The sequence below is a fragment of the Mycolicibacterium fluoranthenivorans genome, from assembly GCF_011758805.1.
Classification (GTDB): Bacteria; Actinomycetota; Actinomycetes; order Mycobacteriales; family Mycobacteriaceae; genus Mycobacterium; species Mycobacterium fluoranthenivorans.
The window spans coordinates 135,963-148,773 of sequence record NZ_JAANOW010000004.1 but is presented as its reverse complement, the minus strand read 5'-3'; the positions used below and the strand labels follow the sequence as shown (position 1 = coordinate 148,773).

The window sequence follows — 12,811 nt, the reverse complement described above, 5'->3', positions numbered from 1 at the left end:
ACGGGGGACTCAGAGCCAGTTGTTGCGGCGGAAGGTGCGGTGCAGCACCAGACACACCGTCGCCATCACCAGCAGCACCATCGGATAGCCGAACGTCCAATGCAGTTCGGGCATGTTGTCGAAGTTCATCCCGTAGATGCCGGCCATCGCGGTGGGCACGGCGGCGATCGCCACCCAGGCCGAGATCTTGCGCATATCGGTGTTCTGCTGCATCCCCACTTTGCCCAGGGCGGCCTGGACCAGCGAGCTGAGCACCTCGTCATAGCTGGCGATCCGGTCCGCGGCCTGGATGTTGTGGTCGACGACGTCGCGGATGTAGCGCCGGACCTCCTTGGAGATCAGGTCGTTGTGGTCGCTGCCGAGTCGTTGCAGGGCGAGGTTCAGCGGGCCGACGGCTCGGCGCATCTCGACCACTTCCCGCTTGAGCAGGTAGATGTGCTCGATATCGGTCTCGCTGGTGGGGGAGAAGACGTTCTCCTCCATCGCATCGATATCGAGTTCGACGAGGTCGGTGACTTCGAGGTAGTGGTCCACGACGTGATCGGCGATCGCATGCAGGACGGCGTAGGGGCCCAGCGCGCAGTTGGCGGGTGTGCTGTCCATGCGCTTGCGCACCCCGGCCAGGCCGCCGTGATCGCCGTGCCGGACCGTCACCACGAAGTCCGGGCCCACGAAGACCATGATCTCGCCGGTTTCGACGATCTCCCGGGCCTTGGCCACCGACTCGTGCTCGACGTACATGATCGTCTTGAGAACCAGGAACAGGGTGTTGTCGTAGCGCTCCAGCTTGGGACGTTGGTGCGCGTGCACCGCATCCTCGACCGCCAGTTCGTGCAGGCCGAACACATCGGCCACCGCCTGCATCTGGTGCCCATCGGGCTCGTGCAGGCCGACCCAGACGAACGCCTGGCAGTTACCCTGCGCCTCCAGTTCGCGCACCTTGGTCAGCGCGGCGGCGTGGGTGTACTTGCCGGGCAGCCGGACACCGTCGACGTACACGCCGCAGTCAACCATCGCGCGCGCGACCGGTACGTGAATGGAACGTGCGTCGGGAGCCGAAACCGCCTTGCGTACCCCTGGGCGTAGCAGGGACGGCGGCAACGCGCGGAATGAGGGCATCGCAAACCTCCGTGTCAGAGCGCGTAGTCCCAGTGGGGAACCGATGGAATGCTACGCGGCGCGGGTGTCCGATACCCGTCATCGGAAGCTGGCTACTCGCTGGGAACCTACCCGTGGGTAGCCTGTTTCTCGACGTAAAGCGCATTTTTCGGTCTTCTCACGAGGGGGGAACCTGCCCGTGTGAGTTCCGGGGGTGAGTTACCGTGGTCGCCGTGGCCGAATTGGTGCGAACCCCGCAAGTAGTTATCGACGATGCCGAGATCTTCGCCGCCCATGAGGGCGGAAAGCTCTCGGTCGCGTTGAACGAGCCGCTGGACACCCAGCGCGCCCTGTCCATCGCCTATACCCCGGGCGTCGCGCAGGTCAGCCGCGCGATCGCCGCGGATGTGACCCTGGCGAAGAAATACACCTGGGCCAATCGCCTGGTCGCCGTCGTCAGCGACGGCAGCGCCGTGCTCGGCCTCGGTGACATCGGACCCGCCGCCTCGCTGCCCGTCATGGAGGGCAAGAGCGCGCTGTTCAAGACGTTCGGTGGGCTCGACTCCATCCCGATCGTGCTGGACACCAAGGATCCCGACGAGATCGTGGAGACCCTGATCCGGCTGCGCCCGACCTTCGGTGCGGTCAACCTCGAGGACATCTCCGCGCCGCGTTGCTTCGAGATCGAGCGCCGGGTCATCGAGGCCCTGGACTGCCCCGTCATGCACGACGATCAGCACGGCACCGCCATCGTGGTCCTCGCGGCGCTGCTGGGTGCGGTCAAGGCGCTCGACCGGGACATCCACGATCTGAAGGTCGTGGTGTCCGGTGCGGGTGCGGCCGGCGTCGCGTGCACGAACATCCTGCTCAACAGCGGCATCACGGATATCGTCGTGCTGGACAGCAAGGGCATCGTCGCATCCGATCGCAGCGACCTGAATTCCTTCAAGGCCGAGTTGGCGCAACGGACCAACCCCCGCGGTCTCACCGGTGGGGCGGCCGAGGCGCTCAGCGGCGCCGACGTCTTCCTGGGTGTGTCGGCAGGTCTGGTTCCCGAGGAGCTCATCGCGACGATGGCGCCCGGTGGCATCGTGTTCGCACTGTCCAACCCGGATCCCGAGATCCACCCGGACGCGGCCCGTAAGTATGCCGCCGTCGTCGCGACCGGCCGCAGTGACTTCCCCAACCAGATCAACAACGTGCTGGCCTTCCCCGGGGTGTTCCGGGGTGCGCTCGACGCGGGTGCGCGGCGTATCACCGAGGAGATGAAAGTCGCTGCGGCGCACGCCATCTTCTCGGTCGTCGGTGACGATCTCGCCGTCGACCACATCGTGCCGAGTGCGTTGGACCCGCGGGTGGGCCCGGCGGTGGCCGCCGCGGTAGCGGAAGCTTCCGGAGTCTGAGTCGGCTCGTGCACCGGTTCGCGGTGGCGCTGGTGGCCGCTGTGGCAGTGGTGGTCGCCGGCTGCTCGGCGCCCCCGCCGCCGCGGTCGGTGGCCGTCGGCGCCCAGCACGACGCCGAGTCGTCCCTGTTGGCGCATCTGTACGCCGCGGCACTGCGCTTCTACGGCAGTCCCGCGCACGTCGAGGTGACCCAGGATCCGGTGGGGGGCCTCGATTCCGGTGACATCGACGTCACCGCCGGACTGACCGGCGTCCTGCTCGCCAGATTCGAGCCGGATGCGCCGGCGCGGTCGCAGGCGCAGGTCTACCGCTCGATGGTGGCCGCGCTCCCGGAGGGGCTGGCGGCCGGCGACTTTGCGGACACCACCTCGGACAAGCCGCTGCCCGCGGTGACCGATCGCACCGCACGGGAGTGGGGTGCCACCGACACCGTGGCGCTGCTGAAGCGGTGCGCCACGCTGCGGATCGGCTACCGCGCAGGGCGGCCGGGGCCCACGTCGCTGGCCGGCTGCGCGCTACCCGAGGCGCGTGAATTCCCGGATGACCACGCGCTTTTCGCCGCCCTGCGGGACGGCAAGATCGACGTGGCCTGGACCTCAGCGGCGGCTCCGGACGTCCCGGAACAGGTGACGAAGCTGTCGGACCGCACCGCGTTGGTGCGAGCGGAGAATGTCGTGCCGGTCTACCGGCGCAACACCTTGAGCGACCCGCAGGTGCGGTCGATCAACGAGCTGGCCGGAGTGCTCGACACCGATGCGCTGGCGCAGATGCGCGCCGAGGTCGCCGCGGGGCAGGACCCGGGTGCGGTGGCCGCTGCGTATCTGGACGCGCACCCGCTGGGGCGTTAGCGCGGCAGCATCCGGCCCATCATCCCGGCGAACAGCCGCTGGTAGCCGGAACCGGTGATCCGCACCAGGACGTCGAGAACCTTGGCGTCCGCGCCGACGAGCACCCGCGCCCGGTTCTTGTGGACCGCCTCGAGGATGATCCGGGCGGCCTTCTCCGGGGTGGTCTTCGCGAGCTTCTTGTCGAACATCTTGGCCAGCTGATCGGCGTCCAGGCCGTCGGCGGCGCCGGCATTGCGGGCGATGGCGGTCTTGATACCGCCGGGGTGCACGGCGGTGACCTTCACCGGGTGCTTGGCCAGGATCATCTCCTGCCGCAACGCCTCGGTGAACCCACGCACCGCGAACTTCGCCGAATTGTAGGCGGCCTGACCGGGTACCGAGAAGATGCCGAACAGGCTGGACACGTTGACGATGTGGCCGTCACCGGAGGCGATCAGATGCGGGAGGAACGACTTGGTGCCGTTGACGACACCCCAGAAATCGACGTCCATGACGCGCTCGATGTCCTTGTAGGAGCTGACCTCGACGTCGCCGGTGAACGCGATGCCCGCGTTGTTGTAGATCTGGTGGACGGCGCCGAAGTGCTCCTTGACCGCGGTCGCGTACTGCTCGAAGGCTTCGCGCTCGGTGACGTCGAGCCGATCGGCCTTGACCGGGGCGCCGATCGCCTTCAGACGTTCCTCGGTGACCGCCAAGCCCTCCAGGTCGACATCGCTGATGGCCAGCTTGGCGCCGGAGCGACCCAGCTCGACGGCCAGCGCCTGACCGATCCCCGACCCGGCGCCGGTCACGACGGCGACCTTTCCGGCAAAGCCCTCCATGGACACTCCTCGCGTAGGCGGTTGACTGGCGTCGAGCTTAGCCGGAACGCCCGATACCGCAGGTATCGGGTAACGCGCACAGGTTCGGCAGCGATACTTACACCATGAACCGAACCCGGATTGCCGCCCTGGCGGCACCGCTGGCCGCTGGCGCTCTCGCGCTGTCCATGGCCGCACCTGCCCAAGCCGACGACGGTGTCGACTCCTTCGTCTCGACGCTCGGCTCGTCCGGTCTGGGCGATATCGACCCGGCCACTGCCGCACAGGTCGGCCAGTCGGTATGCCCGATGCTGGCCGAGCCCGGGCAGCAGGCCGCCGACGCCGCCGCCCATGTGGCCGACACGCTGGGACAGCCGCTGGGACCGGCCACCATGTTCACCGGTCTGGCGATCCAGGCGTTCTGCCCGGGCGCGGTGGCCGCGCTGGCCAACGGGAACTCACCACTGCCATTCGGGCTGCCCGGCTTCTGATCCGTTCAACGCAGAAATGCGCGAGATCCCTCAGCGGAATCTCGCGCATTTCTGCATTCGGCGTCCTACGGGGCGAACGACTGGTCGATGATCTCCTGCTGCTCGACGGCGTGCACCTTCGAGCTACCCGACGACGGGGCGCTCATGGCCCGCCGCGAGATCCGCTTGATCCCGGACAGCTTGTCCGGCAACAACTCCGGCAGCGACAGCCCGAACGTCGGCCACGCACCCTGATTGGCCGGCTCCTCCTGTACCCAGAAGAACTGCTGTGCATTCGGGTACTGGTCGAGCGTCGCGTTCAGCCTGCGCTTGGGCAGCGGGTAGAGCTGCTCGATCCGCACGATCGCGATATCGTCGCGCTGCTCCTTGGCCTTCCGCGCGACCAGCTCGTAGTAGATCTTGCCGCTGGTCAGCAGTACCCGTGTGACCTTCGAACGGTCGCCGATACCGTCCTCGTAAGCGGGCTCTTCAAGCACCGAGCGGAACTTGATCTCGGTGAAGTCCTTGATATCGCTGACCGCCGCCTTGTTGCGCAGCATCGACTTCGGCGTGAAGACGATGAGCGGACGGTGGATGCCGTCCAGGGCGTGCCGGCGCAACAGGTGGAAGTAGTTGGCCGGGGTGGACGGCATCGCGACGGTCATCGAACCCTCCGCGCACACCTGCAGGAACCGCTCGATGCGACCCGAGGTGTGGTCGGGGCCCTGGCCCTCATGACCGTGCGGCAGCAGCAGCACGACGTCGGAGAGCTGACCCCACTTGGCCTCGCCCGAGGAGATGAACTCGTCGATGATGGACTGCGCACCGTTGACGAAATCGCCGAACTGGGCTTCCCACAACACGATGGCGTCGGGGTCGCCCACCGAGTAGCCGTATTCGAAACCGACCGCCGCGAACTCGGACAACGCCGAGTTGTACACCAGGAACTTGCCGCCGGTCGGATTGCCGTCGACGTCCACGGTCAGCAGGTCCAGGGGGGTGAACTCGGCACCGGTCTTGCGATCCACGATCACCGCGTGGCGCTGGGTGAACGTGCCGCGCTGGACGTCCTGACCGGTAAGCCGGACCGTCTTGCCTTCGGCGACAAGGGTTCCCAGCGCCAGTAGTTCACCGAACGCCCAGTCGACCTTGCCCTCGTAGGCCATCTCCCGGCGCTTGTCGAGGACGGGCTGCACCCGCGGGTGCACGTTGAACCCCTCCGGCGCGGACAGATGGGCGTCGCCGATCCGGGCCAGCAGCGACTTGTCGACCGCGGTGTTCAGCCCCTTCGGGGTGAGCTGGTCGGATTCGACCGACTCGCTCGGCTCGATGGTGTGCTTCTCCAGCTCGCGCACCTCGTTGAAGACGCGTTCCAGCTGGCCCTGGTAGTCGCGCAGGGCATCCTCGGCCTCTTTGATCGAGATGTCGCCACGACCGATCAGTGCTTCGGTGTAGGTCTTGCGGACGCCGCGCTTGTGGTCGATCACGTCGTACATCTCGGGCTGCGTCATCGAGGGGTCATCGCCTTCGTTGTGCCCGCGGCGGCGGTAGCACAGCATGTCGATGATGACGTCCTTCTTGAACTGCTGGCGGAACTCCATGGCCAGCCGGGCCACCCACACGCAGGCTTCCGGGTCGTCACCGTTGACGTGGAAGATCGGTGCGCCAACCATTTTCGCGACGTCGGTGCAGTACTCGCTGGAGCGCGAGTCCTGCGGCGAGGTGGTGAAGCCGATCTGGTTGTTGACGATGATGTGGATGGTGCCGCCGGTGCGGTACCCGCGCAGCAGCGCCAGGTTCAGCGTCTCGGCCACCACGCCCTGACCCGCGAACGCGGCGTCGCCGTGCAGCATCATCGGCACCACGGAGAACTTCTCGGAGCCGCCGTCTGCCCCTTCTGCGGAGTCCAGCAGGTCCTGCTTGGCGCGCACCAGGCCCTCGAGCACCGGGTCGACGGCCTCGAGGTGGCTGGGGTTGGCGACCAGCGAGACCTCGATGTCGTTGTCCCCGAACATCTGGATGTAGGTGCCGCTCGCGCCGAGGTGGTACTTCACGTCACCGGAACCGTGCGCCTGCGACGGATTCAGGTTGCCCTCGAACTCGCTGAAGATCTGCACGTAGGGCTTGCCGACGATGTTGGCCAGCACGTTGAGCCGGCCGCGGTGCGGCATGCCGATGACCACCTCGTCGAGCCCGTGCTCGGCGGCCTGGTCGATGGCGGCGTCCATCATCGGGATGACGGTCTCGGCGCCTTCCAGTGAGAAGCGCTTCTGCCCAACGTATTTGGTCTGGAGGAAGGTCTCGAACGCTTCGGCGGCGTTGAGCTTGCTCAGGATGTACTTCTGCTCGGCGACGGTCGCCTTCTCGTGCCTGACCTCGATCCGCTCCTGCAACCACTTCTGCTGCTCGGGCTCCAGGATGTGGGTGTACTCGACACCGACGTGGCGGCAGTAGGCGTCGCGCAGCACCGACAGCACATCGCGCAGTTTCTTGTACTCCTTGCCGGCGAACCCGTCGACCTTGAACTCGCGGTCCAGGTCCCACAGGGTCAGGCCGTGGGTGAGCACGTCCAGGTCGGGGTGGCTGCGGAACCGGGTCTTGTCCAGGCGCAGCGGGTCGATATCGGCCATCAGGTGACCGCGGTTGCGGTAGGCGGCGATCAGCTCGATGATGCGGGCGTTCTTGTCGGCGATCGAGTCCGGGTTGTCGATACGCCAGCGCACCGGCTCGTAGGGGATGCCCAGTTCGCGGAAGATCTCGTCGAAGAAGTCGTCGTCGAGCAGCAGCTGGTGGATGGTGCGCAGGAAGTCGCCGGATTCCGCACCCTGGATGATGCGGTGGTCGTATGTCGACGTCAGCGTGATGAGCTTGCCGATACCCAGATCGGCGATGCGTTCCGGGCTGGCACCCTGGAATTCGGCGGGGTACTCCATGGCGCCGGCGCCGATGATCGCGCCCTGGCCGCTCATCAGCCGCGGCACCGAGTGCACGGTGCCGATGGTGCCCGGGTTGGTCAGCGAGATCGTCACGCCCGCGAAGTCCTCGGCGGTGAGCTTGCCGTCGCGGGCGCGCCGCACGATGTCCTCGTAGGCGGCGATGAACTGGCCGAATTGCATTGTCTCGCAACGCTTGATGGCCGCCACGACGAGCTGGCGCTTGCCGTCCTTGCCCTGCAGGTCGATGGCCAGGCCCAGGTTCGTATGCGCGGGTGTGACGACACTCGGCTTACCGTCCACCTCGGCGAAGTGCCGGTTCAGGTTCGGGAACTTCTTGACGGCCTGCACGATCGCGTATCCCAGCAGGTGGGTGAAGCTGATCTTGCCGCCGCGGGTGCGCTTGAGATGGTTGTTGATGACCACGCGGTTGTCGATCATCAGCTTGGCCGGGATGGCCCGCACGCTGGTGGCGGTGGGGACCTCCAACGAGGCGTTCATGTTCTTCACCACGGCCGCGGCGGCGCCGCGCAGCACCGAGACCTCGGAGTCCTCGGCGGGCTTTGCCTGTGCGGCGGCGGGAGAGGCCTTGGCCGGGGCCGGGGCGGCGGGAGAAGCCGGGGCCGGGGCCGCGGCCTTGGTGGGTGCAGCCTTCGCCGGCGCCGGCGCCGGTGAAGGGGCGGCCGCAGCGGCGGGAGCGGGGCGGGCGGCGGCACCGTTGGTGGCGACCGTCTCGGTCACCGGTTCGGGCGAGTAGTCGACGAGGAATTCATGCCAACTGGGGTCTACCGAGGAGGGATCTTCGCGGAACTTGCGATACATCTCCTCGACCAGCCACTCGTTCTGTCCGAAGGGGGATGGGGAACTGGTCACGGCAGTTCTTCGCCTCGATTCCATCTGTCACGGCGGGCGTGTGTGACGAGCCCACCACGTGTGTGCGGATATCCGCGCTCGGCCGCAACAAGGCTATCGCTTCCGGTCGCGGCGCGACCAGGCACATCGGGCTGACGTACCAGGCCGGTGACCCGAGCTGACATATGGCCGGTTATGTCAGTGGCATGTGGGTCGATATGTCCGGTTCTACGGACGCGGCGCGGGCAGAACGAGCAAGGTGGACGGCCAGCGCGGCGGCGGATTACCGAATGCCCGGCTGGCGTTGCCGATGATCTTCTTACCCATCAGCCGGTTGCCCACCCCGCCGACGACGGCACCGATGCCGACCGGCAGCAGTTTTCCGAAGGCGATCGCGCCGCGCTTGAGCGTGTACTTCTTCACGAAGAACCGCAGCAGCCTGTTGTTCAGCTGGGACACCGCGGGCAACGGCAGTGTCGCGGCACCGTCGGACAGCCAGGCGCCGCTGGTGCGCCCGCTGCCCAGCAGGTCGGCCACCGCATGCTTGCTGTCATCGCCGACCAGCACCGCCAGCACCAGGGCGCGGCGCCGTTCCCGATGCTCGGCCGGGATGCCGTGTGCCTCGGCCACTGCCAGGACGAAGACGGCGGTCGCCTCCAGGAACACCACGGTCTCGCCTGCCACCGCGGACAGGGCGGCCAGCGTGCCGATACCGGGGAACGCCGCGGCCGACCCGACCGCCGCGCCGCTGGCCATCACCGCGGCCAGGTAGTGCTTCTCCAGGCTGGTGATGATCTCGGCGGGGGTGGCGTCGGGCTTCTTGTCGCGCAGGCGGCGGACGTAGGCGGTGACCGCGGGCGCCTGCAACCGGGTGCTGCGTTCCAGGAGTTGGGAAAGGGCCTTGGCGGCTGCGCTGGGATCCTCGTCGACGCCGTCACGGGTGGCCGGAAGCCGGCTCGTGGTGTTGGACCGAGCGTTCATCGCTGTGTCTCCTGTGCAGATCCCGTGCCCTGTATGCACAACAAGGCTAACTTCTCGTCAACGACCGATGCCGAAGCGTCGGTGCCCGAACGTGACGGCAGTCACTGTTCGCCCAGCGCGGAAGAAAAAACGGACGTGCGGCGCTGCCTCTGACCGTGGCAACATCCGTGAGCGTGGAAGCGATCCAAGCCCCCAGCCGCATCCGGATCATCACGGTGCTGGGGCTGCTGATCGCGCTCGGCCCGCTCACCATCGATATGTACCTGCCTGCCCTGCCGCGCATCGCCGGAGACTTGTCGGTGTCCTCCTCGGTGGTGCAGCTGACCCTGACCGGGACCCTGGCCGGGCTGGCCCTGGGCCAGCTGGTGGTCGGATCGTTGTCGGATTCGCTGGGCCGGCGCCGGCCGCTGATGGCCGGGATCGTGCTGCACATGGTCGCGTCCCTGATATGCCTGTTCGCGCCGAATATCGTCGTGCTGGGGCTCGGCCGCGGGCTGCAGGGCGTCGGAGCGGCAGCCGCATCGGTCGTCGCGATCGCCGTGGTCGGTGATCTGTACACGGGTACCGCCGCGGCCACGGTGATGTCGCGGCTGATGCTCGTGCTCGGTGTGGCGCCGGTGATCGCGCCGTCCCTGGGGGCTGTCGTGCTACTCAAGGCCTCCTGGCACTGGGTGTTCGCCGCACTGGTGGTGCTGGCCGGCGCCCTTCTGCTGATGGCCGCGCTGGCACTGCCCGAGACCCTGCCGGTATCACATCGGCGTCCGCTGCACGTGCGCAATATCCTCGCGACCTACGGTGAGCTGCTGCGTGACGTGCGGTTCGTCATCCTGGTTCTGGTCGCCGCCCTCGGCATGGCCGGACTGTTCGGCTATATCGCCGCGGCGCCGTTCGTGCTGCAGGGGCGCTACGGGCTGGACCAGCAGACCTTCGCGCTGGTGTTCGCCGCCGGGGCGGTCGCACTAATCGGCGCGACTCAGGCCAACGTGCTGCTGCTCAAGCGGTTCACGCCGCAGACCATCACGGTGTCGGCCCTGACCGTGTCGGCGGTCACCGCAGCGGTGTTCGTCGCGCTGGCGCTCGGCCACGTCGGGGGACTGTGGGGCTTCCTGGTACCGATCTGGCTGATCCTTGCCGCCATGGGTCTGGTCATCCCGAACGCGCCCGCGGTGGCACTGTCCAGACATTCCGACGCGGCGGGGACGGCGGCCGCGCTGTTGGGTGCGGCCCAGTTCGGACTGGGGGCTGCCGTGGCGCCACTGGTCGGGGTGCTCGGCAACAACGAGTTCGCGCTCGCACTGGTGATGGTCGTCGGTTCGAGTGTCGCACTCTTCGCGCTGCTGGCGGTCGGGTCCGCCACCGCGGAGTCCGAGGATGTGCCGGCCGGCGAGCCTGTCGCCGACGCGGCGTAAGTTGTCGGCAGTACGGCGCATCGGTCGCGCCGCCTCTTCGACACCCCGAGTAGATGCCCGAAATCCTGACTGAGCAACGCGTGCGCCCGGCCAACCCCTGGCACGCCCTGTGGGCGATGTTGGTCGGGTTCTTCATGATCCTCGTCGACTCGACGATCGTCGCCGTGGCCAACAAACGCGTCATGGAGGCGCTGTCGACCGACTACGACGGTGTCATCTGGGTGACCAGCGCCTATCTGCTGGCCTACGCCGTACCGCTGTTGGTGGCCGGCCGGCTCGGTGACCGGTTCGGCCCCAAGAACCTTTACCTGCTGGGGCTGGGGGTCTTCACCCTGGCTTCGCTGTGGTGCGGCCTGTCCGGGTCGATCGAGATGCTGATCGCCGCGCGGGTGGTGCAGGGTGTCGGGGCGGCATTGCTGACGCCGCAGACCCTGTCGACGATCACCCGCATCTTCCCGCCGGACCGCCGCGGTGTGGCGATGAGTGTGTGGGGTGCCACCGCCGGGGTGGCCACCCTGGTCGGGCCGCTGGCCGGGGGCGTCCTGGTCGACGGGCTGGGCTGGCAGTGGATCTTCTTCGTCAACGTGCCGATCGGTGTGCTCGGCTTGGCGCTGGCGGTATGGCTGGTTCCGGTATTACCCACCAAGAAGCACAGTTTCGACGTGCTGGGCGTCGCGCTGTCCGGTATCGCGATGTTCCTCATCGTGTTCGGACTGCAAGAGGGGCAGTCGCACCACTGGGCGCCGTGGATCTGGGCCACCATCGTCGCGGGCACGGGGTTCATGGCCGCATTCGTCTACTGGCAGGCCGTCAACCCGCGCGAGCCGCTGATCCCGCTGACGATCTTCCGGGACCGCGACTTCACCCTGTCGAATGTCGGCATCGCCGTGATCGGCTTCACGGTGACCGCGATGATCCTGCCGGTCATGTTCTATGCGCCCGCGGTGTGCGGGTTGTCCTACACCCGGTCGGCATTGCTCACCGCACCGATGGCCATCGCGACGGGTGTGCTGGCACCGGTCGTGGGGCGCATCGTCGACCGGGCGCATCCCGCGCCGATCATCGGGTTCGGTTTCGCGGCCATGGCGATCGGGCTGACCTGGTTGTCGATCGAGTTGACGCCCAGCACACCCATCTGGCGGTTGCTGCTCCCGCTGACGGTGATGGGAGCGGGGATGGCATTCATCTGGTCACCGCTGGCGGCCACCGCGACCCGCAACCTGCCGCCCCACCTCGCCGGCGCCGGGTCGGGCGTCTACAACACCACCCGTCAGGTCGGCTCGGTGCTCGGCAGTGCCGGGATGGCGGCGTTCATGACCTCGCGGATCGGGGCCGAGATGCCGGCAGGCGGCGCCGCACCCGCCGGTGCCGAGGGGCAGGCCACCGTGCTGCCGGACTTCCTGCGTGAGCCGTTCTCGGCGGCGCTGTCCCAGTCGCTGTTGCTGCCCGCATTCGTGGCGTTGTTCGGGGTGGTCGCCGCGCTGTTCCTGCGCGGCAGCGTCGGCGCGCCACGGTTGGTCACCGGTCTGCCCGCGCCGCGACTCCCGGCCCCGCCGCCCCAGCATTCCGTGGACGAGCACTGGCACGACGAGGACGACTACATCGAGTACACGGTGGACTGGGCTGAGCCGGCCGTCCGCAGCACCGGCGCCGACGCGCCGACTGACCTGCTCCCCGTCGTCGACGGTATGGCGGATGAGTCGATGACCGAGCCGCTGTATGCCCATGTCGAACACCCGCTGCCCGCGCCCGCCGACACCTGGCAGCACGCCGAACCGGAACCGGAACCAGAACCGGAAACCGATCGCGCGTGGCGCAGCATCCTCGACGATCTGCTCGCGGACCGTCCGGTGGACCAGATCGCGCACCCGCACAACGGTTTCCACGCTGATCAGGGCGGCTGGCTCCAGCCCTTACCGCCGTCCGACGATGAGGCCGATGCGCCATCGGAGGGCAGGCATTCGCGCCCCAGTCGAGGCAGGCACTCCCGCGACGAGTGACGGCCGGTCACCTCCGA

At 67.7% G+C, this 12,811-nt stretch carries 9 protein-coding genes; 5 read left to right on the top strand and 4 right to left on the bottom strand.

Features of this window, described 5'->3' with window-relative positions; translation table 11 throughout:
* Positions 1–9: 9 nt before the first annotated feature.
* Entirely contained in the window at positions 10–1,119 is a 1,110-nt protein-coding gene (corA, locus tag FHU31_RS27205) for a magnesium/cobalt transporter CorA (protein ID WP_167163918.1), read from the bottom strand.
* A 212-nt stretch (positions 1,120–1,331) separates the two neighbouring features.
* On the opposite strand from corA, the gene FHU31_RS27200 reads away from it, so the two are divergent.
* Both FHU31_RS27200 and FHU31_RS27195 read left to right on the top strand, forming a co-directional pair.
* Positions 1,332–2,501, top strand: a complete 1,170-nt coding sequence (locus FHU31_RS27200; RefSeq protein WP_167163916.1) for an NAD(P)-dependent malic enzyme — start codon at positions 1,332–1,334, stop codon at positions 2,499–2,501.
* 8 nt (positions 2,502–2,509) lie between these two features.
* A complete protein-coding gene (locus FHU31_RS27195) occupies positions 2,510–3,349 on the top strand; it encodes a glycine betaine ABC transporter substrate-binding protein (RefSeq protein WP_263988061.1) in 840 nt (279 codons plus the stop codon).
* On the opposite strand, the gene FHU31_RS27190 is transcribed toward FHU31_RS27195, so the two are convergent.
* Positions 3,346–4,170 carry an SDR family NAD(P)-dependent oxidoreductase gene (locus FHU31_RS27190; RefSeq protein WP_167163914.1) on the bottom strand — a complete coding sequence of 275 codons (825 nt, stop codon included), beginning with the start codon at positions 4,168–4,170 and terminating at the stop codon, positions 3,346–3,348. The two genes, FHU31_RS27195 and FHU31_RS27190, sit on opposite strands and share 4 nt — an antisense overlap.
* A gap of 104 nt (positions 4,171–4,274) precedes the next feature.
* On the opposite strand from FHU31_RS27190, the gene FHU31_RS27185 reads away from it, so the two are divergent.
* Complete coding sequence (locus FHU31_RS27185; RefSeq protein WP_167163912.1) at positions 4,275–4,640, top strand: DUF732 domain-containing protein; 366 nt, start codon at positions 4,275–4,277, stop codon at positions 4,638–4,640.
* A gap of 65 nt (positions 4,641–4,705) precedes the next feature.
* Here FHU31_RS27185 and FHU31_RS27180 read toward each other — a convergent pair whose 3' ends face one another.
* Together FHU31_RS27180 and FHU31_RS27175 are read right to left on the bottom strand one after the other, a co-directional pair.
* Positions 4,706–8,425, bottom strand: a complete 3,720-nt coding sequence (locus FHU31_RS27180; protein ID WP_263988062.1) for a multifunctional oxoglutarate decarboxylase/oxoglutarate dehydrogenase thiamine pyrophosphate-binding subunit/dihydrolipoyllysine-residue succinyltransferase subunit — start codon at positions 8,423–8,425, stop codon at positions 4,706–4,708.
* Between the two features lie 207 nt (positions 8,426–8,632).
* Positions 8,633–9,385, bottom strand: a complete 753-nt coding sequence (locus tag FHU31_RS27175; RefSeq protein ID WP_167163908.1) for a hypothetical protein — start codon at positions 9,383–9,385, stop codon at positions 8,633–8,635.
* A 155-nt stretch (positions 9,386–9,540) separates the two neighbouring features.
* Between FHU31_RS27175 and FHU31_RS27170 the strand changes: the two genes are divergently transcribed.
* Together FHU31_RS27170 and FHU31_RS27165 are read left to right on the top strand one after the other, a co-directional pair.
* A complete protein-coding gene (locus FHU31_RS27170) occupies positions 9,541–10,794 on the top strand; it encodes a multidrug effflux MFS transporter (RefSeq protein ID WP_167163906.1) in 1,254 nt (417 codons plus the stop codon).
* A gap of 53 nt (positions 10,795–10,847) precedes the next feature.
* A complete protein-coding gene (locus tag FHU31_RS27165) occupies positions 10,848–12,794 on the top strand; it encodes an MFS transporter (protein WP_167163904.1) in 1,947 nt (648 codons plus the stop codon).
* Positions 12,795–12,811: the final 17 nt, after the last annotated feature.